This is a genomic window from Streptomyces antnestii, from assembly GCF_004005495.1.
Taxonomy (GTDB): domain Bacteria; phylum Actinomycetota; class Actinomycetes; order Streptomycetales; family Streptomycetaceae; genus Streptomyces; species Streptomyces antnestii.
In genome coordinates this window covers 72,708-98,499 of sequence record NZ_RZYA01000031.1, presented here as the reverse complement: position 1 = coordinate 98,499, position 25,792 = coordinate 72,708, and the positions used below count along the sequence as shown (strand labels likewise).

The 25,792-nt window shown below is 71.0% G+C and carries 22 protein-coding genes; 9 read left to right on the top strand and 13 right to left on the bottom strand.

Annotated features, from left to right (window positions below; translation table 11 throughout):
* Positions 1-77: 77 nt before the first annotated feature.
* The 6 genes from EOT10_RS38625 to EOT10_RS38600 form a co-directional block, all read right to left on the bottom strand.
* The gene (locus tag EOT10_RS38625) at positions 78-1,730 is read right to left on the bottom strand and encodes a DEAD/DEAH box helicase (RefSeq protein ID WP_127833061.1); all 1,653 of its coding nucleotides are present in this window, start codon (positions 1,728-1,730) and stop codon (positions 78-80) included.
* A gap of 169 nt (positions 1,731-1,899) precedes the next feature.
* Entirely contained in the window at positions 1,900-2,103 is a 204-nt protein-coding gene (locus tag EOT10_RS38620; protein ID WP_042152846.1) for a cold-shock protein, read from the bottom strand.
* Positions 2,104-2,323: 220 nt separating this feature from the next.
* On the bottom strand, positions 2,324-3,481 hold the full coding sequence (locus EOT10_RS38615; RefSeq protein WP_127833060.1) for an acetyl-CoA C-acetyltransferase: 1,158 nt from the start codon (positions 3,479-3,481) through the stop codon (positions 2,324-2,326).
* Between the two features lie 13 nt (positions 3,482-3,494).
* Positions 3,495-4,115, bottom strand: a complete 621-nt coding sequence (locus tag EOT10_RS38610) for a TetR/AcrR family transcriptional regulator (RefSeq protein WP_127833059.1) — start codon at positions 4,113-4,115, stop codon at positions 3,495-3,497.
* Between the two features lie 42 nt (positions 4,116-4,157).
* Positions 4,158-4,943 carry an SDR family oxidoreductase gene (locus EOT10_RS38605; protein WP_127833058.1) on the bottom strand — a complete coding sequence of 262 codons (786 nt, stop codon included), beginning with the start codon at positions 4,941-4,943 and terminating at the stop codon, positions 4,158-4,160.
* Positions 4,940-6,082, bottom strand: coding sequence for an acyl-CoA dehydrogenase family protein (locus EOT10_RS38600; protein WP_127833057.1), 1,143 nt, complete (start codon positions 6,080-6,082; stop codon positions 4,940-4,942). The genes EOT10_RS38605 and EOT10_RS38600 overlap by 4 nt, the downstream gene beginning before the upstream one ends.
* Positions 6,083-6,129: 47 nt before the next feature.
* Between EOT10_RS38600 and EOT10_RS38595 the strand changes: the two genes are divergently transcribed.
* From EOT10_RS38595 to EOT10_RS38585, 3 genes are read left to right on the top strand one after another with little or no spacing between them, the layout of a single operon-like run.
* Positions 6,130-7,014: an enoyl-CoA hydratase gene (locus tag EOT10_RS38595; RefSeq protein WP_127833056.1), complete on the top strand. Its 885-nt coding sequence runs from the start codon at positions 6,130-6,132 to the stop codon at positions 7,012-7,014.
* Positions 7,014-8,156 carry an acyl-CoA dehydrogenase family protein gene (locus EOT10_RS38590; RefSeq protein ID WP_127833055.1) on the top strand — a complete coding sequence of 381 codons (1,143 nt, stop codon included), beginning with the start codon at positions 7,014-7,016 and terminating at the stop codon, positions 8,154-8,156. The genes EOT10_RS38595 and EOT10_RS38590 overlap by 1 nt, the downstream gene beginning before the upstream one ends.
* Entirely contained in the window at positions 8,156-9,115 is a 960-nt protein-coding gene (locus EOT10_RS38585; RefSeq protein WP_127833054.1) for an acyl-CoA dehydrogenase family protein, read from the top strand. The genes EOT10_RS38590 and EOT10_RS38585 overlap by 1 nt, the downstream gene beginning before the upstream one ends.
* Before the next feature lie 37 nt (positions 9,116-9,152).
* Here EOT10_RS38585 and EOT10_RS38580 read toward each other — a convergent pair whose 3' ends face one another.
* The 3 genes from EOT10_RS38580 to EOT10_RS38570 all read right to left on the bottom strand — a co-directional run bounded on the left by EOT10_RS38580 (position 9,153) and on the right by EOT10_RS38570 (position 12,429).
* Complete coding sequence (locus tag EOT10_RS38580) at positions 9,153-9,698, bottom strand: HutD/Ves family protein (RefSeq protein WP_127833053.1); 546 nt, start codon at positions 9,696-9,698, stop codon at positions 9,153-9,155.
* Positions 9,699-9,811: 113 nt separating this feature from the next.
* Positions 9,812-10,849 carry an acyl-CoA dehydrogenase family protein gene (locus tag EOT10_RS38575; protein WP_127833052.1) on the bottom strand — a complete coding sequence of 346 codons (1,038 nt, stop codon included), beginning with the start codon at positions 10,847-10,849 and terminating at the stop codon, positions 9,812-9,814.
* Positions 10,846-12,429 carry a FadD3 family acyl-CoA ligase gene (locus tag EOT10_RS38570; protein ID WP_127833051.1) on the bottom strand — a complete coding sequence of 528 codons (1,584 nt, stop codon included), beginning with the start codon at positions 12,427-12,429 and terminating at the stop codon, positions 10,846-10,848. The genes EOT10_RS38575 and EOT10_RS38570 overlap by 4 nt, the downstream gene beginning before the upstream one ends.
* Positions 12,430-12,536: 107 nt before the next feature.
* Between EOT10_RS38570 and EOT10_RS38565 the strand changes: the two genes are divergently transcribed.
* Positions 12,537-13,091 carry a flavin reductase family protein gene (locus tag EOT10_RS38565; RefSeq protein ID WP_127833050.1) on the top strand — a complete coding sequence of 185 codons (555 nt, stop codon included), beginning with the start codon at positions 12,537-12,539 and terminating at the stop codon, positions 13,089-13,091.
* Positions 13,092-13,246: 155 nt separating this feature from the next.
* Here EOT10_RS38565 and EOT10_RS38560 read toward each other — a convergent pair whose 3' ends face one another.
* On the bottom strand, positions 13,247-13,852 hold the full coding sequence (locus EOT10_RS38560; protein WP_127833049.1) for a PadR family transcriptional regulator: 606 nt from the start codon (positions 13,850-13,852) through the stop codon (positions 13,247-13,249).
* 96 nt (positions 13,853-13,948) lie between these two features.
* On the opposite strand from EOT10_RS38560, the gene EOT10_RS38555 reads away from it, so the two are divergent.
* The 5 genes from EOT10_RS38555 (at position 13,949) to EOT10_RS38535 (ending at position 18,346) form a co-directional block, all read left to right on the top strand.
* The gene (locus tag EOT10_RS38555) at positions 13,949-15,073 is read left to right on the top strand and encodes an LLM class flavin-dependent oxidoreductase (RefSeq protein ID WP_127833048.1); all 1,125 of its coding nucleotides are present in this window, start codon (positions 13,949-13,951) and stop codon (positions 15,071-15,073) included.
* A gap of 2 nt (positions 15,074-15,075) precedes the next feature.
* Positions 15,076-15,798 carry a glucose 1-dehydrogenase gene (locus EOT10_RS38550; protein ID WP_223281465.1) on the top strand — a complete coding sequence of 241 codons (723 nt, stop codon included), beginning with the start codon at positions 15,076-15,078 and terminating at the stop codon, positions 15,796-15,798.
* A gap of 99 nt (positions 15,799-15,897) precedes the next feature.
* Positions 15,898-16,812 carry a rhomboid family intramembrane serine protease gene (locus tag EOT10_RS38545; protein WP_127833046.1) on the top strand — a complete coding sequence of 305 codons (915 nt, stop codon included), beginning with the start codon at positions 15,898-15,900 and terminating at the stop codon, positions 16,810-16,812.
* 31 nt (positions 16,813-16,843) lie between these two features.
* On the top strand, positions 16,844-17,734 hold the full coding sequence (locus EOT10_RS38540; protein WP_127833045.1) for a chitosanase: 891 nt from the start codon (positions 16,844-16,846) through the stop codon (positions 17,732-17,734).
* 102 nt (positions 17,735-17,836) lie between these two features.
* Entirely contained in the window at positions 17,837-18,346 is a 510-nt protein-coding gene (locus EOT10_RS38535) for a lamin tail domain-containing protein (RefSeq protein ID WP_127833044.1), read from the top strand.
* Between the two features lie 103 nt (positions 18,347-18,449).
* On the opposite strand, the gene EOT10_RS38530 is transcribed toward EOT10_RS38535, so the two are convergent.
* The 3 genes from EOT10_RS38530 to EOT10_RS38520 all read right to left on the bottom strand — a co-directional run bounded on the left by EOT10_RS38530 (position 18,450) and on the right by EOT10_RS38520 (position 25,567).
* A complete protein-coding gene (locus EOT10_RS38530) occupies positions 18,450-19,910 on the bottom strand; it encodes a glutamate synthase subunit beta (RefSeq protein WP_127833043.1) in 1,461 nt (486 codons plus the stop codon).
* Complete coding sequence (gene gltB / locus EOT10_RS38525; RefSeq protein ID WP_127833042.1) at positions 19,903-24,492, bottom strand: glutamate synthase large subunit; 4,590 nt, start codon at positions 24,490-24,492, stop codon at positions 19,903-19,905. The genes EOT10_RS38530 and gltB overlap by 8 nt, the downstream gene beginning before the upstream one ends.
* A 343-nt stretch (positions 24,493-24,835) precedes the next feature.
* A complete protein-coding gene (locus EOT10_RS38520) occupies positions 24,836-25,567 on the bottom strand; it encodes a VIT1/CCC1 transporter family protein (RefSeq protein WP_127833041.1) in 732 nt (243 codons plus the stop codon).
* Positions 25,568-25,792 lie beyond the last annotated feature (225 nt).

Here is a 25,792-nt window from a genome sequence, read left to right as displayed (position 1 = left end):
AATCCAAGGAGCCACGAGCCACATGAGCCTTTCCAGACGCACCCTGCTCGCCGCCGCCACCGCGGGCACCGCCGCCGTCACCGCACCCGTCGCGAACCACTCCTCGTCCACGACGTCCGCCCGGGACCGCCCTGGCCGCGTCCGCCACGGCCACCGGCCGCTCCCTGGGAGCGACCGCCCTGGACGGCCTGGCCACGGCCACCGCCCTGGCCGCCGCCCTCGCCGCGCCCGGCCTGCGCGCGCCCGCCCTGGGCACGCCCTGCCTGGCCCGCGCCCTGGCCCGCACCCTGGCCGCGTCCGCCGCCACCCCGGCCGCGTCGCGGCCTGCGGGTTCCGGTGGCCGCCGGAGCGATCGGCTCCGGGACCTCGATGACGGCGGGGACGCCGGAGGGCTCGCGCGCGCCGGTGATGCGGACGAGCTCTTCGTCGGTGGACTTGACCTGCGTGTTCTGCGGGTGGATGCCGGCGTCGCGCATCAGGCGCGTGACGTCGCGCTTCTGCTCGGGCAGGACCAGCGTGACGACGCTGCCGGACTCGCCCGCGCGGGCGGTGCGGCCGCCGCGGTGCAGGTAGTCCTTGTGCTCGGTCGGCGGGTCGACGTTCACGACGAGGCCGAGGTCGTCGACGTGTATGCCGCGGGCGGCGACGTTCGTGGCGACGAGAGCCGTGACCCGGCCGTCCTTGAACTGTTCGAGCGTGCGGTTGCGCTGCGGCTGCGAGCGTCCGCCGTGCAGCGGCGCCGCGAGGACTCCGCTGGACAGGAGCCGCTTGGCGAGCCGGTCGGCGGAGCGCTTGGTGTCGACGAAGAGGATCACGCGGCCTTCCCGGGCGGCGATGCGCGCGGTGACGGCCTTCTTGTCGGTCTCGTCGAGCACGTGCAGGACGTGGTGCTCCATCGTGGTCACGGCGCCGGCCGACGGGTCCACGGAGTGGACGACCGGGTCGGTCAGGAACTGCCGGACCAGCCGGTCCACGTTCCGGTCGAGGGTCGCCGAGAACAGCATGGTCTGACCGCCGGGGGCGACCTGCTTGAGGAGCGCCGTGACCTGCGGCATGAAGCCCATATCGGCCATCTGGTCGGCCTCGTCGAGGACGGTGATCCGCACCTCGGACAGGTCGCAGTCGCCGCGCTCGATGAGGTCCTTGAGGCGTCCGGGCGTCGCCACGACGACGTCGGCGCCGCGGCGCAGGGAGCTCGCCTGTCGGCCGATCGACATACCGCCGACGACGGTGGTCAGCCGGAGCCGCACGGCGCCCGCGTACGGGGTGAGGGCGTCGGTGACCTGCTGGGCGAGCTCGCGCGTCGGTACCAGGACGAGGGCGAGCGGCATGCGCGGCTCCGCCTTGCGGCCGGCGGTGCGGGCGAGCAGCGGCAGGCCGAACGCGAGGGTCTTGCCCGAGCCGGTGCGGCCACGGCCGAGGAGGTCGCGTCCCGCGAGGGAGTTGGGGAGGGTGGCGCCCTGGATGGGGAACGGCTCGGTGACGCCCTGCTCGCCGAGCGTCTTCAGGAGGCCGGCCGGCATGTCGAGCTCGGCGAACGTGGCGGCCGCGGGCAGCGCGGGCGTCGTGTTCTCCGGCATCGTGAATTCCTGCGGCGGCGTGGGCCTGCGCTCGGGGGCGCGGCCCTTTCCGCCTGACCTGCCACCCCGGGAGTTCCTTCCGCCCGCGGTTCCCGAGGGGGACGCGGACCGGTTACGGGACGGGCGGGGCGGACGTGCGGGGTTAGCCATGCGGGCATGCCTTCCTGGGCCTGGGCGGCCGGGAGCCGGTGGCCATCGACACGGGGGTGGGGAACCCCTCAAGGAGCCGCCGGCCTGGGGACAGCACGGGCCGGGGCCCGCACCTTCGCGGTGCGGACCCCGGCCGTGGGGTGCGTGATCCGTGGGATCAAGCGGTGTTTCAGGCGGGGAGGATGTTCTCCGCCTGGGGGCCCTTCTGGCCCTGCGTGACGTCGAACGTCACCTTCTGGCCCTCCTGGAGCTCACGGAAGCCCTGGGTGGCGATGTTCGAGTAGTGGGCGAAGACGTCGGCGCCGCCGCCGTCCTGCTCGATGAAGCCGAAGCCCTTTTCCGAGTTGAACCACTTCACGGTTCCGGTGGCCATAACAATCTCCTTTACTGGGGCGGTACGGAAATCCGAGCCTTACGAATCTCCAGTCGCACCAATGAGCCCCATCCGGAGTTGGCCCTAAGGACCGGCCGGAAAACAATAATGCGCCTGAGGAACATTCCCGTCAGGCGCACATAAAGTCTATGGGTACCAAAACTGCAACGTCATCGACCTTAGCACGACCTTCGGCGGAACCTCGATGTGCTCCTGCCCACTACAGACGCTCGATGATGGTGACGTTCGCCTGGCCCCCGCCCTCGCACATGGTCTGGAGCCCGTAGCGGCCGCCTGTGCGCTCCAGCTCGTGCAGCAGGGTGGTCATGAGCTTCACGCCGGTGGCGCCGAGGGGGTGGCCGAGCGCGATCGCGCCGCCGTTCACGTTGACCTTGTCCGGGTCGGTGCCGGTCTCCTTGAGCCAGGCGAGGACGACGGGGGCGAAGGCCTCGTTGATCTCGACGAGGTCGATGTCGTCCATGGACATGCCGCTCTTCTTCAGCGCGTACGCCGTCGCGGGGATGGGCGCGGAGAGCATGCGGATGGGGTCCTCGCCGCGCACGGAGAGGTGGTGGACGCGGGCGCGCGGGGTGAGGCCGTACTCGCGGACGGCGCGCTCGGAGGCGAGGAGCATCGCGGCGGCGCCGTCGGAGACCTGAGAGGAGCAGGCCGCGGTGATCGTGCCGCCTTCGACGACGGTCTTGAGGCCGGCCATCTTCTCCAGGGTGGTGTCGCGGCGGGGACCCTCGTCGACGGTGACGTCCCCGTAGGCGACGGTCTCGCGGGTGAAGCGGCCCTCGTCGATGGCGCGCAGGGCCCGCTGGTGCGAGCGCAGGGCCCACTCCTCCTGGTCGCGGCGGGTGATGCCCCACTTCTTGGCGATGAGTTCGGCGCCGTGGAACTGGTTGACCGGCTGGTCGCCGTAGCGGGCGCGCCAGCCCTCGCTGCCCGCATAGGGGCCCTCGGTGAGGCCGAGGGGTTCGGCGGCCTGGCGTGAGGCGAAGGCGATGGGGATCTGCGTCATGTTCTGGGTGCCGCCGGCGACGACGAGGTCCTGGGTGCCGGACAGGACGCCCTGGGCCGCGAAGTGCACGGCCTGCTGGGACGAGCCGCACTGCCGGTCGATGGTGACGCCGGGCACCTCCTCGGGCAGCCCGGCGGCCAGCCAGGCCGTCCGCGCGATGTCGCCGGCCTGCGGCCCGACCGTGTCGAGGCAGCCGAAGACGACGTCCTCGACGGTGGCGGGGTCGATGCCGGAGCGCGCGACGAGCTCCTTGAGGACGTGCGCGCCGAGGTCGGCGGGGTGGGCGGCGCCAAGGCCTCCCTTGCGCCGTCCGACGGGGGTGCGAACCGCTTCGACTATGTAGGCCTCGGCCATGACGGGATTCCCTTCAGGGTTGGGTGACGCGTACGGCGATGCCGTCCAGGACCATCGACAGGTACTGGCGGGCGATCTCCTCGGGGCTGTGCTGTCCGCCGGGGCGGTACCAGGACGCGGCGACCCACACGGTGTCGCGGACGAACCGGTAGGTGAGCCGGATGTCGAGGTCGGCCCGGAACACCTCGGCGGCGACGCCGCGCTCCAGGGTGGAGAGCCACGCCTTCTCGAACTTGGCCTGCGAGTCGGCGAGAAACTCGAAACGCTCCTGGACCGCGAGGTGTTTGGACTCCTTCTGGTAGATGGCGACGGCGGCGCGGTGCCGGTCGATCTCCCGGAAGGACTCGGTGACGAGGGCCTCCAGGGTTTCCCTGGGGCCGAGTCGGGAGTCGAGCACGGAGTCGTATCCGTGCCAGAGCTCGTCGAGGAAGGTCCGCAGGATCTCCTCGAGCATCGACTCCTTGGAGTCGAAGTGGTAGTAGAGGCTGCCCGCGAGCATGCCCGCGTGGTCGGCGATCTTGCGGACGGTGGTGGCGTTGTAGCCCTGGGCGGCGAAGACCTCGGCGGCGGTGTCGAGGAGTTCGCGGCGGCGCTCGGGGGAGGCGGTCACCTGGGGCTTCTTCTTGGTAGGCACGGGTCCATTGTGGTCCTCACCGGTGCGGCGCCGGGGCATCGCCTAGGCATGCTGGCTGCTGACGGAGACGACCTCGCCGGTCATGTACGAGGAGTAGCCGGACGCGAGGAACACGATCACGTTGGCGACCTCCCAGGGCTCGGCGTACCGGCCGAAGGCCTCCTTCTCGGTGAGCTCGGCGAGGAGTTCGGCGGAGGTGACCTTCACGAGGTGGGGGTGCATGGCGAGGCTGGGCGAGACCGCGTTGACCCGGACGCCGTACTCGGCGGCCTCGATCGCGGCGCAGCGGGTGAGGGCCATGACGCCGGCCTTCGCGGCGGCGTAGTGGGCCTGTCCGGCCTGGGCGCGCCAGCCGATGACGGACGCGTTGTTGACGACGACGCCTCGGCGGCCGGTGTCGCGGAAGGCGCGCAGGGCGGCCCGTGTGCACCGGAAGGTGCCGTTGAGGGTGACGTCGAGGACGCGGGACCACGCCTCGTCGGTCATGTCGACGAGGTCCGAAGTGCCGCCGAGGCCGGCGTTGTTGACCACGATGTCGAGGCCGCCGTGCGTCTCGGCGGCGAGCGCGAACAGGGCGGCGACCTGCTCCTCGTCGGTGACGTCGCAGGGCAGCGAGGCGACGTTCGCTGCGCCGAACTCCTCGGCGAGCGCCTGTTCGCTCTCCTTGAGGCGGCGGGCGTGCGCGTCGCTGATGACGACGCGGGCGCCCTCCTCCAGGAACCTGCGTGCGGTCGCCCCGCCGATGCCGGCTCCGGCGGCCGCGGTGATGACGGCCGTACGTCCCTTGAGCAGGCCGTGGGCCGGCTCGTACTCGGGCTTCGTGCTCATACCCGCGCCTCCTTGGGCAGGCCGAGCAGGCGCTCGGCGACGATGTTCTTCTGGATCTCGTCGGATCCGGCGTAGATGGTGTCGGCGCGGGAGAAGAGGAACAGCCGCTGCCAGTCGTCGAGTTCGTACGGATCGCCGGCGGCGATCGTGGACGCGGCGCCGCACACGTCCATGGCGAGCTCGCCGAGGTCGCGGTGCCATTTCGCCCAGTACAGCTTGCCGACGGAGGGGTCGACGCCGCGCCGGGCGGAGGCCGCCATGGCTTCGAGGTCGATCCAGGCCTGGACGAGCCGGTCGCGGATCAGGGGGTCGGCGATCGCGCCGTTCTTCCTGGCCAGGGCCGCGAGGCCGTCCCATTCGCGGCGGAAGCCGACCTGCTGGCCGAGGGTGGAGACGCCGCGCTCGAAGCCGAGGGTGGCCATCGCGATCCGCCAGCCGTCGCCGGGCGCGCCGACGATGTGGGCCGCGTCGGTGCGGGCGCCGTCGAAGAACACCTCGTTGAACTCGCTGGTGCCGGTGAGCTGCACGATGGGCCGCACCTCGACACCTGACTGCTTCAGGGGTACGAGCAGGTACGACAGGCCCGCGTGCCGCTGCGAGCCGGGCTGTGTGCGGGCGACGACGAAGCACCACTGCGACTCGTGGGCGAGCGACGTCCAGATCTTCTGGCCGTCGACGACCCACTCGGTCCCGTCCTCCGACAGGGCCGCCCGCGTGCGGACGTTCGCCAGGTCGGAGCCCGCGTCGGGCTCGCTGTAGCCCTGGCACCACAGCTCCTCGACGGCGACGATCGGCGGCAGGAAGCGCTTCTTCTGCTCCTGAGTGCCGAAGGCGATGAGGGTCGGGCCGAGGAGCTGCTCGCCGATGTGGTTGACCCGGGCGGGCGCGTCCGCGAGCGCGTACTCCTCGTGGAAGGCGATCTGCTCCTCCAGGCTCGCGCCGCGGCCGCCGTGCTCGACGGGCCAGCCGACGCAGGTCCAGCCGTGCGCCGCCATGTGGCGCTCCCAGGCGAGCCGCCCCTCGAACTCCTCGTGCTCACGCCCCGGCCCGCCGCGGCCCTTCAACTCGGCGAACTCCCCCACGAGATGGTCCGCGAGCCAGGCCCGGATCTCGGCGCGAAACTCCTCGACGCTGCTCATGGACGTACGTTAACCTACCAAACACTTGTTAGGGAAGGATGTTTCCGATGCCCGCAGCCCACGACAGCCCCGAAGCCGCCCCGACCGGCGCCGAAGCGCCCGAACCCGTCCTGTACGAGCGCCGGGGCCCGGTCGCGTACGTGACGATGAACCGGCCGCGCTACCGCAACGCGCAGAACTCGGCGATGACCTACGCCCTGGACGCCGCTTTCTACCGCGCGGCCGACGACTCCGAGGTCAAGGTCGTGGTCCTGGCCGGGGCGGGTGACCACTTCTCGGCGGGGCACGACATCGGCACCCCCGAGCGGGACGCGCATCTGCCCTTCGAGCGGCGGGCCGGACTCTGGTGGGACCACTCGGACAAGCAGGGCGCCGAGTCCCGGTTCGCCCGCGAGTCGGAGGTGTACCTCGGCATGTGCCGGCGCTGGCGCGAGCTGCCGAAGCCGGTGATCGCCTCGGTCCACGGGGCGTGTGTGGCGGGCGGCCTCATGCTCGCGTGGGTCTGCGACCTGATCGTGGCCTCCGACGACGCGTTCTTCGCGGATCCCGTCGTACGCATGGGGATCCCCGGCGTCGAGTACTTCGCGCACCCGTGGGTGATGCCGCCGCGCGTCGCCAAGGAGTTCCTGTTCACCGGCGACCGGATGAGCGCGCGGCGGGCGCACGAGGTGGGCATGGTCAATCGCGTCGTGCCACGCACCGAACTCGCCGGGGCGACGGACGAGTTGGCCCTGCGGATCGCCGAGATGCCCCGGCTCGGGCTCGCCCTCACCAAGCGTGCGGTGAACCAGGCGGAGGACCTCCAGGGCCTGCACACGGGCATGGACTCCGTCTTCGGCCTGCACCACCTCGCCCACGCGCACAACGCGGAGACGGCGAAGGACTCCCTCGGCGGCCTGGACGTCCGCGCGATGAAGGAGGCGAACGCCTGATGGACCTCGACTTCACGCCCGGCGAGGACGCGCTGCGCGCCGAGGCCCGCGCCTGGCTCGCCGCGCACGTCCCGGCCGAGCCGCTGCCGTCCCTGGAGACGGAGGAGGGCTTCGCGGCGCACCGCGCGTGGGAGGCGGAGCTGCACGCCGGCCGCTGGTCGATGGTGTCCTGGCCCGAGGAGTACGGCGGCCGGGGCGTCGACATCTTCAGGTGGCTGGTCTTCGAGGAGGAGTACTACGCGGCGGGCGCCCCGGGCCGCGTCTCGCAGAACGGCATCAACCTGCTCGCGCCGACCCTCTTCGACCACGGCACCCCGGAGCAGCGGGCCCGGGTGCTGCCGTCCATGGCGAGCGGCGAGACGATCTGGGCGCAGGCCTGGTCGGAGCCGGAGGCGGGTTCCGACCTGGCGTCGCTGAGGTCGCGGGCGGAGCGCACCGAGGGCGGCTGGCTGCTTTCGGGGCAGAAGACCTGGTCGTCGCGGGCCGCGTTCGCCGACCGGGCCTTCGGCATCTTCCGTACGGATCCGGACGCCGCGAAGCCGCACCACGGCCTGACCTACCTGATGTTCGACCTGAAGGCGCCCGGCGTGACCGTGCGGCCCATCGGCCGGCTCGACGGGAAGCCGGCGTTCGCCGAGCTGTTCCTGGACCGTGTCTTCGTCCCCGACGAGGACGTCATCGGTGAGCCGGGCAACGGCTGGCGGATCGCCATGTCGACGACGGGGAACGAGCGGGGGCTCACCCTGCGCTCCCCCGGCCGCTTCCTCGCCGCCGCCGACCGGCTCGTCCGGCTGTGGCGGGAGCGCGGCGAGGACCCGGGCACGCGTGACCGCGTCGCCGACGCGCTGATCGGGGCGCGCGCCTACCAGCTGTTCACGTACGGCAACGCGTCACGGTTCGCGGCGGGCGAGACGATCGGCGCCGAGTCCAGTCTGAACAAGGTGTTCTGGTCGGAGTACGACATCGCGCTGCACGAGACGGCGCTCGACCTGCTGGGCGCGGACGGCGAGCTGGCCGACGAGGGCGGGTGGGGCGAGGGGTACGTCTTCTCGCTCGCGGGGCCGATCTACGCGGGGACGAACGAGATCCAGCGCGACATCATCGCCGAGCGGCTGCTCGGCCTGCCGAAGGGACGGCGCTGATGAGGTTCCTCCTCGACGCGGAACAGACCGAGTTCGGCCGCACCCTGGACCGGCTCCTGACGGCCGCGGGCACCCCCGGCACGGTGCGCGCCTGGTCGTCCGGCGACCACGGCCCCGGCCGGGCCCTGTGGACGCGGCTCGGCGAGACGGGCGTGTTCGCCCTCGCCGTGCCGGAGCAGTACGACGGGGCGGGCCTGCTGCCGGTGGAACTGGCCGTGGCCTACACGGAGTTGGGGCGTCACGGGGTACCGGGGCCGGTCGTGGAGACGGCCGCCGTCGCCCGGCTCCTGGCCGGTCTGCCCGACGCCGCCAAGGAGTGGCTGCCGCAGATCGCCGCCGGGGACGCCCTGGTGTCCCTGGGCGTGGACGGCTCGTACGTGCTCGACGCGGACGCCGCCGACGCGGTGTTCGTCGTCACGGGTGACGAGCTGCGCCTCGCGTCCGGCCACGGCCCGCTCGTACCGTCCGCCGACCCGGCGCGCCGCCTCCACTCCCCCGCGGCGGGCGGCACGCTCATCGCCCGCGGCCCCGAGGTGCGGGAGGCGGCGGCGCGGGCGGCGGATCTTGCGACGTTCCTGACCGCCGCGCAGTCCCTCGGCGTGGGCCTTGCGCTGCTGCACCGGACCGTCGAGTACGCCAAGCAGCGCGCCCAGTTCGGGACGGTCATCGGGTCCTTCCAGGCGGTGAAGCACCGGCTCGCGGACGCGCTCGTCGGCCTGGAGTTCGCGCGGCCGCTGCTGTTCGGGGCGGCCCTGTCCCTGGCGCCCGAGGACATCGCGGCGGCGAAGGTGACGGCGGGCGAGGCGGCGTACGCGGCGGCGCGGGCGGCCCTCCAGCTCCACGGGGCGATCGGCTACACCGAGGAACTGGACCTGTCCCTGTGGCTGCGCAAGGCCCGGCCCCTGCGGGACGCCTGGGGCACCCCGGCGGCGTGCCGGGCGAAGGTACTGGACGCCTGACCGGGCAGGGCGCGCCTTTCCGGCGCGCCCTTCCGGACTAAGCGAAGGTGATCAGGGCCGTGCGGCCCCTGGCGTGCAGCGCGGTGGCCTCGTCGGTCACCAGTGCGGCGTCGTACCGGCCGAGCGCGTGCCCGCCGATGTCCGCGCCCCCGTCGTCGAGCACGACGACCATGGCCGGGCCGGTGACGGTCAGGCGGCCGCGGACGACGGCCACCGACGGGGGTGTGCCGGGGGCGTCCCTGCGCCACATCACGTTGAAGTCGACGACCGGCCCGTCGATGAGCCGGCAGTCGGTGGGGACGTCGCCGCGGAAGTCCTGCGGCACGTACCGCTCGTCGACGGTGCGGTCCTCGCCGTCCACCACGAGCTCCATCCCGGCGCCCTCGACCAGGGTCAGCGTCCGGTCGACGCCGGGGAACACGGAGAACGGTCCGTCGCCGCCGACGTCCGCGATGCTCACCCGCCAGCGGAAGGCGGCCATGTCCGCCCCGGGCGGCTCGGCCGCGATCTCCCGCGTCGTCCCCCCGCCGTTCTTCCAGGCGACCGCCACGCGGTCGGCGGCGGGAAGCAGTCGTACGGTCATGCCAGGATCCTCGTTTTCGTTGTCCGCGGCCCTCTTTTTCGTTGTCCGCGGCCTTCGGCGGACGCGCCCCGGCACGCAACGAGCCGGCGTCGACGACGACCGCCGTGCCGAGATTACGCCACCGGCACGAGGCCGAGCCGGTCGGCGAGGCGCCGCCGGTGGGCGGCGGGGGTGCCGAACCACTGGCGCGCCGCGTGTGCCCGCTTGAAGTGCCGGTGCGCCGGGTGTTCCCAGGTGATGCCGATGCCGCCGTGCAGCTGGATCATCTCGCCCGCGACCTTGGCGTACGCCTCCGAGCAGGCGGACCCGGCGGCCGCCGCGAGTGAGGGCTCCGCATCGGCGTGGGCGGCGGCGAGCGCCAGCGAGCGGGCGTACTCGACCTGGACGTGCAGCTCGGCGACGCGGTGCTTGACGGCCTGGAAGGAGCCGATGGGCCGCCCGAACTGCACCCGGTCCCTGGCGTACTGGACGGTGTCGGCGAGGGCCTGCGCGGCGGCGCCTGTCTGTTCGGCGGCGAGCGCGGCGGTGGCGAGGTCACGGACGCGCGCCAGGATCCGGTCACCGTCGGCGGCGAGGAGCCGGGCGGGTGCCCGGTCGAGGACGACGCGGGCCTGCGGGCGGCTCTGGTCCATGGTGGACAGGAGAGTGAACTCGACCTCCGCGCACGGGACTTGGTAAAGACCGAGTCCGTCGTCGCCGTGGGCGAGCACGAGCAGGGTGTCCGGGCGTCCGGCCCCGGTCAGGACGTGCTCCTTCACCCCGGTGAGCAGTCCCCCGCGCACCCGGGCCCGGATCGCGTCCGGCTCCCAGCTGCCGCCCTCGGCCCACGCGAGCGCCCCCACGGCGGACCCGTCGGCGAGCGCGGGCAGCAGTTCGGCGCAGGCCCCCGCGTCACCGGCCGCGACCAGGGCCTGCGCGGCGAGGACGGCGGAGCCGAGGTAGGGCACCGGGCTGAGGACCCGCCCCAGCTCCTCCATCACGACGTACGTGTCGACGGTGCCGCCGCCGAAGCCCCCGTACTCCTCGGGGATCCCGAGCCCCGTCACCCCGACACCCTCGGTGAGCGGGCCCCACGCGGCGGCGCCCTCGTGCCGGGCGAGCACGGCCCGTACGGCGGAGCGCAGTTCGTCCTGTTCGGGGGTGAATCTCATGGCGTTCCCTCTCTCGCCGCGCGCCGCAGCTCGCCCTTGAGGAGCTTGCCGCCCGCGTTGCGGGGCAACTCCTCGACGGCCACGAAGCGGCGCGGCACCTTGAAGTTGGCGAGGCGCTCCCGCGTCCAGGCGGTGAGCTCCTCCTCTGTGACGGGCCCGGACACGACGACGAAGGCGACGCCGACCTCGCCGAGCCGGGCGTCGGGGGCGCCGACGACGGCGGCGTCGGCGATCAGATCGTGTCCGAGCAGGGTGTTCTCGACCTCGGCCGGATAGGCGTTGAACCCGCCCACGACGTACATGTCCTTGAGCCGGTCGGTGATGGCGAGGAAGCCGCGCTCGTCGAGGTTGCCGATGTCTCCGGTGCGCAGCCAGCCGTCCTCGGTGACGGCCTCGCGGGTCGCGGCGGGGTCGTCGAGGTAGCCGCGCATCACGTGGTGGCCGCGCACCTGGACCTCGCCGGGTTCGCCGGTGGGCAGGGTGTCGCCGAGCGGGGAGACGATGCGGACCTCGGTGCCGGGCAGCGGGCGGCCCACGGTGTGCGCGACGGTCCACGCGTCGGCGTCCGTGGGGCAGACGGAGACGACGCCGCCGGATTCCGTGAGGCCGTACGCGTTGAACACGTCGGGGGCGCCGAGTTCGGTGCGGATCTGCTCGACGAGCTCGGTCGGGACGACGGAGGCGCCGGTTCCGGCGAGCCGAAGGGCGGAGAGGTCGGCCTCGCGGCGGCGGGGGTGGTGGATCAGGCCGTGGAAGACGGTGGGCGGGCCCATCAGACAGGTGACGCGTTCGGCGGCGATGCGCTCCAGGACGCGGTCGGTGTCGTAGACCTCCTCGGGCAGCATGGTGACGCCGCTCAGGAGGCAGGCGACGATGCCGGCCTTGTAGCCGAAGGTGTGGAAGAAGGGGTTGACCAGGAGGTAGCGGTCGCCGGTGCGCAGGGTGACCTGGCGCGACCACTCCTGGTAGAGGCGGATCGTCTGGGCGTGGCTGGTCATCACGCCCTTGGAGCGGCCCGTGGTGCCGGAGGTGTAGAGGATGTCGCCGATGTCGTCGGGGCCGACGGTGGCGGCGCGGGCGAGGAGTTCGGTGCCGGTGACCCCTTCGCCCGCCTCGAGGTACGCCTCCCAGGCGAGGACGTCACCGTGCGCGTCGCCCCGGAGCACGACGGTGGAGCGCAGGGCGCCCAGGTCCTCGCCGCTCGCGCGCAGGGCGTGGACGTAGTCGGTGCCGAGGAAGCCGCGTTCCGTGAAGAGGACCTCGGCGCCGCTGCGGCGGATGATGTCGGCCGCCTCCGCCGCCTTGTAGCGGGTGTTGACGGGGACGAGGACCGCGCCGGCGCCGACCGCGCCGAGTGCGGCGAGGATCCACTGGCGGCTGTTGGCCGCCCAGATCGCGACGCGGGTGCCGGGGCGTATACCGTGGGCCACGGCACCGCGCGCGGCGGCGGCGATCTCGTCGCGCAGCCGCGTGAAGCTCCAGCGGACCTCGCCGTCGGCGAGGGCCTCCCGGTCGCCGTACGCGGCGGCGGCGAAGTCGGGGAGCTGGGCGAGTGTGCGCGGTGGGGTGTGGCTGGTCACGAACCCTCCCTGCGATCAGGGCTGCTTGACGTACGAGCGTGGCCGGTATCCAATCACAGGTGTTTCGGTTAGGCATATACCTGGTAGGCGCATTCTTGGAGGCCTCGATGCCGATCCCCACCCACCCCTCCACCTCACCCGAGGACCTGAAGTCCGCCCTCGCCGGATTCTGCACGGGGGTCGCGGTGATCACCGCCCTCGGACCGGACGGCCGCCCCGCCGGCATGGCCGTGCAGTCCTTCTCGTCGGTCTCGCTCGACCCGCCCCTGGTCTGCTTCTGTCCGGCCCACACCTCGACGACCTGGCCGCGGATCAGGGCGGCCGGCCGGTTCGCGGTCAACGTCCTCGCCGAGGACCAGCGGGAGCTGTGCCGGCGCTTCGCGGTGAGCGGCGGCGACAAGTTCGCGGGCACGCCGTGGCGGCCGGGCGGCAACGGGGCGCCGCTGCTCGACGGGGCGCTCGCCACGATCGAGTGCGAGCTCACCGACGTGCTCGACGGCGGCGACCACGCCATCGCACTCGGCCGGGTCACCTCCCTGACCGCACACCGCGACACCGGGCCACTGCTCTACTTCCGGCGCGCCTGGGGGCGTCTGACAATTCCCCGTGGAGCAAGGAGCGGCATCCGGTGCGTGCGATCGCAAGGCGCCGCAGCGTCCTAGATGGGGGTCCCCCGCTCGAGCGAAGCCGAGAGTGGGGGAGGAGCTACTCGGACGTTTCGGCAACGCCGCATGGGGGTCCCCCCGCTCGAGCGGAGCCGAGAGTGGGGGAGTGCGTGCCGGGTGTCGCGACGCCGCGGGGGATTGCCAGACGCCCCCTACGGCCGTTTGCCGCGCTCCAGCTCCTCGATGTCCGCGAGCATGGCCTCGGCGAGGTCGCGCTCCGAGGCGTAGTACCGCTCGGCCCACTTGAGGGTGAGCGTCGGATAGCTCCACGCCTCGTTGGCCTTCGCGCCCTCCATGTCCTCCTCCGCGCGCTGCCGCATCGTCTCGGCGAACTCCCGGTGCCGGGCGAGCACTTCACGCATCTGCTGGATCTCGAGCAGGTGCCCGAGCCAGAGCCGCAGCATGGGCCCGTGCTTGAGGACGGGCGGGTCCACGGGCGCCTCGCGGGCCCAGGTCCGCACGGCCTCCATGCCCTCCCCGGTGATCCGGTAGACCCGCTTGTCGCGGGTGCCGGTCTCCTGCGCGACCATCCGCGAGGTCGCGTAACCAGCCTGCTCCAGCCGCTTCAGCTCGCTGTAGATCTGACTGAACGACGGGCTCCAGTAGAAGAACCGCAGGGACCAGTCCGACCACTTCTTGAGGTCGTAGCCGGACAGCTCCTCGCCGAAGGAGAGCAGTCCGAGCACCGCCCAGCTGGTCGCCGGGAGTGCGGGGCGCTCCGCGCCGTCCGCGTCGTCTACCGCCTTCTTCTTCGCCACGCACGCAGTCTACGTAGCCCCTTCCCCCGCCCCACCTATGCCTGCTAGAAGTATTTCTATTAGAAACATCAGCGGGAGGACCGGGAGGATCCCCACGTGAAGTTCTCCATGATCTTCGAGGCGCAGCTCGCCGACCCGACACCCGAGAACGAGCGCCGGGTCATCAAGGACTGCGTCGAACAGGCCGTCTACGCCGAGGAGATGGGCTTCGACCGGGTATGGGCGGTCGAGCACCACTCCCTCACCCAGTACGCGCACATGAGCGCCTCCGAGATCTTCCTGACCTGGGTCGCGGCCAGGACGTCCCGCATCCGCATCGGGCACGGCGTCGTCACGATGCCCTTCGGCTACCAGCACCCGGTCCGGGTCGCCGAACGGGCCGCGATGCTCGACGTACTGAGCGACGGACGCGTCGACATCGGCGCGGGGCGCGGCGCGACGAAGCAGGAGATGCGGATGTACGGGGTCGACCCCGACGACACCTATCCGCAGATGGAGGAGGCCCTGCGGATCCTCTCGTCGGCCTGGCGTGAGGACGAGTTCGAGTGGCACGGCTCCCTCGACATCGGCCCCGGCGCGATCCTGCCGCGCCCGGTCCAGGGCCCGCACCCGCCGCTCTTCATGGCCTGCTCCAAGCACGACACCCTCAAGCTCGCGGCCGAACTCGGCATCGGCGCCCTGGTGATGGGCTTCGCCGGCGCCGACGACGTACGCACCATGCGCAAGGTCTACGACGAGGCCATCGCGACCCGCACCGGCGAGCGCTTCGTGTCGGACAAGGCCAACGACCACCTCTCGGCGCTCTGCCCGACGATCGTCCTGGACGACGCGGACCTCGCCCTGCGCCTCGGCACGCGCGGCCAGCGCTTCTTCGCCGAGTCGATCGCGCACTGGTACGGCAACTCCCCCGCACCCACGGCGTACGCGGAGGACGAGGACCACGTGGCGGCGATGGCCAAGGACCGCGAGGAACTGGTCGCCAGACTGCACGAGGCCAACATCCCGGCCCGCCCGGTCGACACCGGCACCTTCAACGCCGAGCACGCCTACGGCTCGGCCGAGACGGCGATCGGTTACGTCGAGCGGCTCCGCGAGATCGGTGTGGACGAGGTGATGTGCCTGATCCAGATGGGCACGGTCCCTCAGGAGGCATGCATGGAGACCATCCGCCAGTGGGGCGAGAAGGTCATCCCCCACTTCAGGGCTCTGGAGGCGAAGTGACGGTGTCACTGGACGGCAAGGTCGTCGTCATCACGGGTGCGGGGCGCGGCCAGGGCGCGGCGGAGGCCGCTCTCGCCGCGGCGGCCGGCGCGCGGGTCGTGGTCACGGACATACGGGAGGAGGACGGCGGCGAGGTCGCCAAGTCCCTTGGAGAACAAGGGCTGTTCGTGCGGCACGACGTGTCGGACCCCGGCAGCTGGGCGGAGGTCGTCGGTGCCACGCTCGATGCCTTCGGGCGGATCGACGCACTGGTCAACAACGCGGCGCTGTGGCGCACCGCACCCGTCGAGCAGGAGACCCTGGAGAACTTCGAGCAGCTGATCCGGGTCAATCTCCTCGGCCCGTTCCTCGGCATCCAGGCCGTCGTGCCCGCGATGAAGGAGGCGGGCGGCGGGTCGATCGTCAACATCTCGTCGACGGCAGGCCTGATCGGCATCCCCTCCCACGCGGCGTACGGCTCCACGAAGTTCGGCCTGCGCGGCCTGACCCGGTCCTCGGCGCTCGACCTGGCGGGCTACGGGATCCGCGTGAACTCGGTGCACCCGGGCGCCATCGACACCCCGATGATCGCGGGGGTCTCCGGCAAGGACTGGTCGCATCTGCCGCTCGGCCGCATCGGCCGCCCCGAGGAGGTCGGCGAGCTGGTCCTGTTCCTGGCGTCGGACGCGTCCTCGTACATCACGGGCACGGAGTTCACGGTGGACGGGGGCTCGACCACGGGGTGACGGGTACCCCGGGGTCCTCGCGCCGGCGGCGTTCGCTATTTTGTTCGCCGCCGACCCCACCGGCTCTGTCCCTCCCCTCGAACCCCTGAGGAGCCGGCCGTGGAAGCCGAGTCCCCGTCCGCCACGACCCCCGAGGTCACCACGTGCTACCGCCACCCGAAGGTGGAGACGTACGTCGGCTGCACCCGCTGCGCGCGGCCGATCTGCCCCGACTGCATGAGGGAGGCGGCCGTCGGCTTCCACTGCCCGGACTGCGTGAGGGAAGGATCCCGCTCGATCCGCCAGGCCCGCACGGTCTTCGGCGGACGGGTGTCGACGGTCCCTCTCGTCACCTACGTCCTGATCGGCCTGAACATCGCGGTCTATCTGGCCGAGGCGGTGCGCCCGGGCATCGCGGACCGGTTCGGGATGCTGGGGGCCGGGCTCATCGGGCCGGACGGCGGGCACTACCGGTACGTGGGCGGCTTCCCGGACGCCTTTCACGCGGAGGGGGTGGCGGCCGGCGAGTGGTACCGGATGCTGACCGGCGCCTTCCTCCATCTGCCGCCCACCGAGGGCGTCTTCGGGGTCCTGCACGTCGCGGTGAACATGTGGTCGCTGTGGAATCTGGGCCGCATTGTCGAGACGCAGCTGGGCCGGGTCCGCTATCTCGCCCTGTACCTCCTGTCGGCCTTCGGCAGCTCGGTCCTCGTGTACCTGATCGCCCCGGACACCCTCACGGTCGGTGCGTCGGGCGCGATCTTCGGGCTCGGCGCCGCGTACTACGTGACGGCACGACGCCTGGGCGCGGACATGAGCGGCGTGAACCGGTTCATGGCGTACTTCCTGGTGTGGATGCTGATCTCGGCCGGGTTCGCGTCCTGGCAGGGCCACTTGGGCGGGCTGCTGACGGGCGGCGCCGTGACACTCGCCCTCGCGTATGCGCCACGCGAGCGCCGCGCCCTCGTGCAGGGCGCCGCGTGCGGGGCGCTGTTGCTGCTGCTCGTGGCGCTGACGGTGCTCAAACAGCCGTAGGAACCCCCTGGTTGAGCCTAATCTGACCCGCATGAAACGCGCAGGCTGCCTTCTCCTGGCCGTGGCACCGGCCGCCACGGTCGCGGTGTTCCTCCTCACGCCTGCCCACGACGGCAAGGGCTCGCACAGGTCGTCCGCGTCGCAGCCGTCCGAGGCGGACGCCAAGGCCGCCGCGGAGGAGAAGGCCGACGACGAAGCCGTCGCCGACCTGCCCCCGGGCCTCGCCGCTCCCGCGAAGAAGGAACTCGCCCAGGAGATCCTGGCGAGCGCGGAGAACTCGACGCTCGACTGGCGCGGCCAGTACGGCTACATCGAGGACATCGGCGACGGCCAGGGCTACACGGCCGGGATCGTCGGCTTCTGCACGGGCACGCACGACCTGCTCACGCTCGTCGAGCGGTACACGAAGGCCCACCCGGACAACGGCCTCGCCCGCTACCTCCCCGCGCTGCGCAAGGTCGACGGCACCGGCTCCCACCAGGGCCTCGACCCCGGCTTCAGCACGGCCTGGAAGAAGGAGGCGGCCGACCCGGCGTTCCGCGCCGCCCAGAACTCCGAGCGTGACCGCGTCTACTTCGACCCGGCGGTACGCCTCGCGAAGCTCGACGGCCTGGGCACGCTCGGCCAGTTCATCTACTACGACGCGATGGTCCTGCACGGCCCCGGCACGGACCCGAGCGGCTTCTACGGCCTGCGCGAGTCGGCGGTCAAGGAGGCCGACACCCCCGCACAGGGCGGCAAGGAGAAGACGTACCTCGACATCTTCCTCGACATCCGCCGCAAGGCGATGAAGGCGAAGAACCCGAACCGCGACACGACCCGCATCGACACGGCCCAGCGCCAGTTCCTCTACGACAACAACATGACACTGAAGACGCCGCTGCAGTGGAAGGTGTACGGGGAGACGTTCCGGGCGCCGTGATTCACCCCGATTCAGCCCCGCGGACACCGCCGCGTCTGTGAAGATGACGTGTCGAACTCGCGACGCTCGCGTGTGCACCATCAACTCAAAAGAGGACAACACATGAAGATACGCCCCACCTTGGCCGCCGCCTCCGCGCTGTCCGTCTCCGCGCTGACCGCCGTGACCCTGCTGGGAGCGGCCCCCGCGTACGCCACCGAGTACAGCTCGGCGCTGAAGATCCGCGGGGTCCAGTACGACGCGCCGGGCCCCGACGACAACCGCTGCTCGGGCGGCAACACCGCGCAGGAGTACGTGACGATCAAGAACTACTCCGCGTCCGCGACGATCAACCTCAAGGGTTACGTGGTCAAGGACGCCACCGGCAACACGTTCACGTTCACCGCGAGCCACAGCCTGCAGCCCGGCGACTACGTGCGACTGCGCGGCGGCCACGGCACGGACTCCGACGCGAAGAACGTGGTCTACCGCGACAACTGCAACTTCCTCTGGAACAACAGCGGCGACACGATCTACCTCTACAAGCCGTCCGGCTCCCACGCGGACACCCACGCGTACACCAAGTCCGCGAACGACCGTGACGGCAACGGGTACATCGGCTTCCACAGCTGACCGGACATGTCACGGCGCCCGCCCAGTCGTCCGGTCGGGGACAGTTGGGGCGGGCGCCGTGTTCAGTTCCGCACGCCGTTGTGCGGGACATCCATGGGGACCGTCAGACGGTGAGGGAACGGTCCGTGGGGCGGATCGGGGCCGGCAGTTCGCTGGCACCGGTCAGGAAGCGGTCGACCCCGCGGGCGGCCGAGCGGCCCTCCGCGATGGCCCACACGATGAGGGACTGGCCGCGGCCCGCGTCACCGGCGACGAAGACTCCGGGGACGTTGGTCTGGAACTCGTCGTCGCGCGCCACGTTCCCGCGCTCGTCGAGGTCCAGGGCGAACTGCTCGACCAGGCCGTTCTCGCGGTCCGTGCCGGTGAAGCCCATCGCGAGGGTGACGAGCTGGGCGGGGATCTTGCGCTCCGTGCCCGGCTTCTGCGTCAGCTTGCCCTCGACGAACTCCACCTCGACGAGGTGCAGGAACTGGACGTTGCCGTCCTCGTCGCCCTCGAAGTGGGTGGTCGAGACGGAGTAGACGCGCTCGCCGCCCTCCTCGTGCGCGGAGGTGACCTTGTAGAGCATGGGGAACGTCGGCCAGGGCTGGCCCGCGTTCCTGTCCTCGCCCGGGCGCGGCATGATCTCCAGCTGCGTGACCGAGGCCGCGCCCTGGCGGTGGGCGGTGCCCACGCAGTCCGCGCCGGTGTCGCCGCCGCCGATGACGACGACGTGCTTGCCCTCGGCGGAGACGGGCGTGGTGACGTAGTCGCCCTCCTGGACCTTGTTGGCCAGGGGCAGGTACTCCATCGCCTGGTAGACGCCCTTGAGCTCACGGCCGGGGACCGGCAGGTCGCGGGCGGTCGTGGCACCGGCGGCGATGACCACGGCGTCGTAGCGCTTGCGCAGCTTCGCGGCGTCGATGTCGCGGCCGATCTCCACGCCCGTACGGAACTTGGTGCCCTCCGCGCGCATCTGCTCGATGCGGCGGTTGATGTGGCGCTTCTCCATCTTGAACTCGGGGATGCCGTAGCGGAGCAGGCCGCCGATGCGGTCGGCGCGCTCGTAGACGGCGACCGTGTGACCGGCCCGCGTCAGCTGCTGGGCGGCGGCGAGTCCGGCCGGGCCCGAGCCGATGACGGCGACGGTCTTGCCGGACAGGCGCTCCGGGGCCTGGGGCGCGACGTCGCCGCGGTCCCACGCCTGGTCGATGATCGAGACCTCGACGTTCTTGATGGTGACGGCCGGCTGGTTGATGCCGAGCACACACGCCGACTCACACGGGGCGGGGCACAGACGGCCCGTGAACTCCGGGAAGTTGTTCGTCGCGTGCAGCCGCTCCTGCGCGGCCGACCAGTCCTCGCGGTACGCGTAGTCGTTCCACTCGGGGATCAGGTTCCCGAGCGGACAGCCGTTGTGGCAGAACGGGATGCCGCAGTCCATGCAGCGGGACGCCTGCTTGCTGATGATGGGGAGCAGGGAACCGGGAACGTAGACCTCGTTCCAGTCCCGCACCCGCTCGCCGACCGGGCGGGTCTGCGCGACCTCGCGGCCATGGTTGAGAAAGCCCTTGGGATCAGCCATTGGTCGCCGCCTCCATCATCTTCTCGGTGGTCTCGGACTCGGAGAGTCCGGCTCGCTCGGCGGCGTCCTTGGCGGCGAGCACTGCCTTGTACGTACTGGGGATGATCTTGCTGAAGCGGTCCACGGACACGGACCACTCGGCGAGGAGCTTCCCGGCGACGGTCGAGCCCGTCTCCTCCTGGTGGCGGCGCACGGCGTCGTGCAGCCACTGCTTGTCGCTCTCGTCCAGGACCTCGATCGCGCCGAGGTTCCCGGAGTTGACGTTGTCGCGGTCCAGGTCGATGACGTACGCGATGCCGCCGGACATGCCGGCCGCGAAGTTGCGTCCGGTCTCGCCGAGGACGACCGCGCGGCCACCGGTCATGTACTCGCAGCCGTGGTCGCCCACGCCCTCCGAGACCACCGTGGCACCCGAGTTGCGGACGCAGAAGCGCTCGCCGGTGCGGCCGCGCAGGAACAGCTCGCCGCCCGTCGCGCCGTACGCGATGGTGTTGCCGGCGATCGTCGAGTACTCGGCGAGGTGGTCGGCGCCGCGGTCCGGGCGGACCACGATGCGGCCACCGGACAGGCCCTTGCCGACATAGTCGTTGGCGTCGCCTTCCAGGCGCAGCGTCACACCGCGCGGCACGAAGGCGCCGAAGGACTGACCGGCCGAACCGGTGAAGGTGATGTCGATGGTGTCGTCGGGCAGGCCCGCGCCACCGAACTTCTTCGTCACCTCGTGGCCGAGCATGGTGCCGACCGTGCGGTTGATGTTGCGGATCGCGACCTGGGCGCGCACCGGCTGGGCGTCGGCCTGCGCGTTCGCGGCGAGCGCGTCGGCGGCCAGCTTGATCAGCTCGTTGTCCAGGGCCTTCTCCAGGCCGTGGTCCTGAGTGATCACCTGGTGGCGCACGGCGCCCTCGGGCAGCTCGGGGACGTAGAAGAGGGGCTCGAGGTCGAGGCCCTGGGCCTTCCAGTGGTCCACGGCCCGCTCGGTGTCGAGGAGTTCGGCGTGGCCGACGGCCTCCTCGATGGTGCGGAAGCCCAGCTCGGCGAGCAGCTCCCGCACCTCCTCGGCGATGAACTCGAAGAAGTTGACGACGAACTCGGCCTTGCCGGAGAAGCGGTCGCGCAGGACCGGGTTCTGCGTGGCGATGCCGACCGGGCAGGTGTCGAGGTGGCAGACGCGCATCATGACGCAGCCGGAGACGACGAGCGGCGCGGTCGCGAAACCGAACTCCTCGGCGCCGAGCAGCGCGGCGATGATCACGTCACGGCCGGTCTTGAGCTGACCGTCGGTCTGGACGACGATGCGGTCGCGCAGGCCGTTGAGCAGCAAGGTCTGCTGCGTCTCCGCAAGGCCCAGCTCCCACGGACCACCCGCGTGCTTGAGGCTCGTCAGCGGCGATGCACCCGTACCACCGTCGTGACCCGAGATGAGCACGACGTCGGCGTGCGCCTTGGAGACACCCGCGGCGACGGTGCCGACACCGACCTCCGACACCAGCTTCACGTGAATCCGCGCCTGCGGGTTCGCGTTCTTCAGGTCGTGGATCAGCTGGGCCAGATCCTCGATGGAGTAGATGTCGTGGTGCGGCGGCGGCGAGATGAGACCGACACCCGGCGTCGAGTGACGGGTCTTCGCGACCCACGGGTAGACCTTGTGGCCGGGCAGCTGGCCGCCCTCGCCGGGCTTGGCGCCCTGGGCCATCTTGATCTGGATGTCGTCGGCGTTGACGAGGTACTCACTCGTCACACCGAAACGGCCGGAGGCGACCTGCTTGATGCTCGACCGGCGCGCCGGGTCGTAAAGCCGGTCGGCGTCCTCGCCGCCCTCACCCGTGTTGGACTTGGCGCCCAGCTGGTTCATGGCGATGGCGAGGGTCTCGTGCGCCTCCTTGGAGATGGAGCCGTACGACATGGCGCCGGTGGAGAAACGCTTGACGATCTCGCTGACGGGCTCGACCTCGTCGATGGAGATCGCTTCCCGGTCCGACTTGAAGCCGAACAGGCCACGCAGCGTCATGAGCCGCTCGGACTGCTCGTTCACGCGGCCCGTGTACTTCTTGAAGATGTCGTAGCGGCGGTTGCGCGTGGCGTGCTGGAGGCGGAAGACCGTCTCCGGGTCGAACAGGTGCGGCTCGCCCTCGCGGCGCCACTGGTACTCGCCGCCGATGTCCAGGGCGCGGTGCGCCGGCGCGATGCCGGAGGCCGGGTACGCCTTGGCGTGACGCGCGGCGACCTCCTGGGCGATCACGTCAAGACCGGCACCACCGATCTTGGTGGCCGTGCCGTTGAAGTACTTCTCGACGAAGGCCTCGTCGAGACCGACGGCCTCGAAGACCTGGGCGCCGCGGTAGGACGCGACGGTCGAGATGCCCATCTTCGACATGACCTTGAGAACGCCCTTGCCGAGGGCGTAGATCAGGTTGCGGATGGCCTGCTCGGCCTCGACACCCGGCAGGAACGTACCGGCGCGGACGAGGTCCTCGACGGACTCCATGGCCAGGTACGGGTTGACGGCGGCGGCGCCGAAGCCGATGAGGAGGGCCACGTGGTGGACCTCGCGCACATCGCCCGCCTCGACGAGCAGGCCCACCTCGGTGCGCTGCTTCGTACGGATGAGGTGGTGGTGGACGGCCGCGGTGAGCAGCAGCGACGGGATCGGCGCGTGCTCGGCGTCGGAGTGCCGGTCCGACAGGACGATCAGGCGGGCGCCGGCCTCGATGGCGGCGTCGGCCTCGGCGCAGATCTCGTCGATACGGGCGGCGAGGGCGTCCCCGCCACCGCTCACCCGGTAGAGGCCGGACAGCGTCACGGCCTTCATCCCCGGCATGTCGCCATCGGCGTTGATGTGGATGAGCTTGGCCAGCTCGTCGTTGTCGATCACCGGGAAGGGCAGGGTGACCGAACGGCAGGAGGCGGCGCTCGGGTCGAGCAGGTTGCCCTGCGGGCCGAGGGAGGAGCGCAGCGAAGTGACGAGCTCCTCGCGGATGGCGTCCAGTGGCGGGTTCGTGACCTGCGCGAACAGCTGGGTGAAGTAGTCGAAGATCAGCCGCGGGCGGGCGGAGAGCGCCGCGATCGGCGAGTCCGTGCCCATGGAGCCGAGCGGCTCGCCGCCGGTCTTGGCCATCGGCGTGAGGATGACGCGCAGCTCTTCCTCGGTGTAGCCGAAGGTCTGCTGGCGGCGGGTGACCGAGGCGTGGGTGTGCACGATGTGCTCGCGCTCGGGAAGGTCGGAGAGCTCGATCTCGCCGGCCTCCAGCCACTCCGCGTAGGGCTGCTCGGCGGCCAGGCCGGCCTTGATCTCGTCGTCCTCGATGATGCGGTGCTCGGCCGTGTCGACGAGGAACATCTTGCCGGGCTGGAGGCGGCCCTTGCGGACGACCTTCGCGGGGTCGATGTCGAGGACGCCGACCTCGGAGCCGAGGACGACGAGGCCCTCGTCGGTGACCCAGTAGCGGCCGGGGCGCAGACCGTTGCGGTCGAGAACGGCACCCACCTGCGTACCGTCCGTGAAGGTGACACAGGCCGGTCCGTCCCAGGGCTCCATCATCGTGGAGTGGAACTGGTAGAAGGCGCGGCGGTCGGCCGCCATGGAGGCGTGGTTCTCCCAGGCCTCCGGGATCATCATCAGGACGCTGTGCGGCAGGGAACGCCCGCCGAGGTGCAGCAGTTCCAGCACCTCGTCGAAGGACGCCGAGTCCGAGGCATCGGGCGTACAGACGGGAAAGAGCCGCGACAGATCCTCAGATCCGAACAATCCGGAGGCGAGCTGCGACTCGCGCGCCTTCATCCAGTTCCGGTTGCCCTTGACGGTGTTGATCTCACCGTTGTGCGCGACGAAGCGGTACGGGTGCGCGAGCGGCCAGCTCGGGAAGGTGTTCGTGGAGAACCGCGAGTGGACGAGAGCGATCGCGGATGCGAATCGCCGGTCCGACAGGTCGGGGAAGAAAGGCTCCAGCTGCCCGGTGGTCAGCATGCCCTTGTAGACGATGGTCCGGGCGGACAGCGACGGGAAGTAGACGCCGGCCTCGCGCTCGGAGCGCTTGCGCAGCACGAACGCCTTGCGGTCGAGAGCGATGTCGCTGGCCACACCGTCGGCATCCGCGACGAAGATCTGCCGGAAGGCGGGCATGGTCGAACGGGCGGTGGCACCGAGAAGCTCCGGAGCGACCGGCACCTCACGCCATCCGAGGACGGTGAGGCCCTCTTCACCGGCGATCGTCTCGATCTGCGAGACAGCGGCAGCGCTGTCGTCCACGGGCAGGAAGGCGATACCGACCGCGTACGCACCGGCGTCGGGCAGGTCGAAGGAGACCGCCTCACGCAGGAAGGCGTCCGGAACCTGGGACAGGATGCCCGCTCCGTCACCCGAGTCGGGCTCGGAACCGGTGGCACCTCGGTGCTCCAGGTTGCGCAGAACCGTGAGCGCCTGTTCGACCAGCGCGTGGCTCGCCTCGCCGGTGAGGGTGGCCACGAAGCCGACGCCACAGGCGTCGTGCTCGTTGCGGGGGTCGTACATGCCCTGGGCGGCAGGGCGAGCATCCATGTACGGCTTGATCATGGAGTGCTGGGACGGCTGGCGCGGCGTGCGCATCGGCTCTCCCGTCGTCGTAAGCGGCATATGACATCTGCCGAGGGACGACGTTGGCCCTCTGCTGGGGGTGCAAAATTTCGTGCAGGTTACATGATGGAGCGGATCTCGGGAACCGGATACTGCATTCCAACATGCGGACACCGCGGTGGCGGTGAGCGCCGCTCCCCTTGAGGGAACAGCAGCGACTTAGGAGACCTTCACGGCCAGATCGATGTCCGCGGGTCCATGAGCGAGGCGAGCGTCATTGCCCGCAGCGCTTACGGCTCATGCCCCGCGGTCAAGCACTCGAAACCGCGATGTAACGGCTACTTATACAGAGACCTGTATAGCCATCACCGGGTCGTCATCCTACGGCCGTGCCGAACAGGCTGCCCAGGAGATACGTCACACCCGCCGCGGCACCACCGAGAGCCAGCTGGCGCACGCCGCTGAACCACCAGGACCGCGCGGTCACCTTGGCCACGACCGCGCCACAACCAAACAAACCGACGAGCGCGAGCAGCACGGCAGGCCACAGAGCACTGGCACCCAACAGATAGGGCAACAGCGGAAGCAGCGCGCCAAGCGCGAACGACCCGAACGAAGACACGGCGGCAACAGTCGGCGACGGCAGATCACCCGGATCGATGCCGAGCTCCTCGCGCGCGTGGATCTCAAGGGCCTGCTCGGGATCCTGCGAGAGCTGCCGGGCGACTTCCCGGGCGAGCTCGGGCTCGACCCCACGGGAGACGTACAGCTCGGCGAGCTCCCGCTCCTCGTCCGCCGGGTGCTTCCTCAACTCCCGCCGCTCTACGTCGAGTTCGGCCTCGACCAGCTCGCGCTGGGAGGCGACGGAGGTGTACTCGCCGGCGGCCATGGAGAAGGCGCCGGCGGCGAGTCCGGAGAGCCCGGTGATGATGATCGTCTGCTGCGACACGGCACCGCCGGCCACACCGGTCATCAGGGCCAGGTTCGAGACGAGCCCGTCCATCGCGCCGAACACGGCGGGGCGCAGCCAGCCGCCGTTCACATCGCGGTGCGTGTGGTTGTCGCGGTGTGCGTCGTGCAGCGTCGCTTCGGTCTCGATGATGGACATCCGCCCAGTGCTCCTCTCATGCGGAGCCGATGCCGCACACGCTTTCCGCGGGCGCCGACTCCCCCCTCAACACCGTCGAAAGTACGCACGGATCGGGGCCCCCGCCAGCAAGGAAGGCCGTACTTACCAGGGCTTTCGACCGCTTTGCCCCCCGCCTCGAACAGCTGTCGCCGTCACCCGAGAGATGGATCACAGGATCTGAGCGTTGACGGACCGGGGAAACAT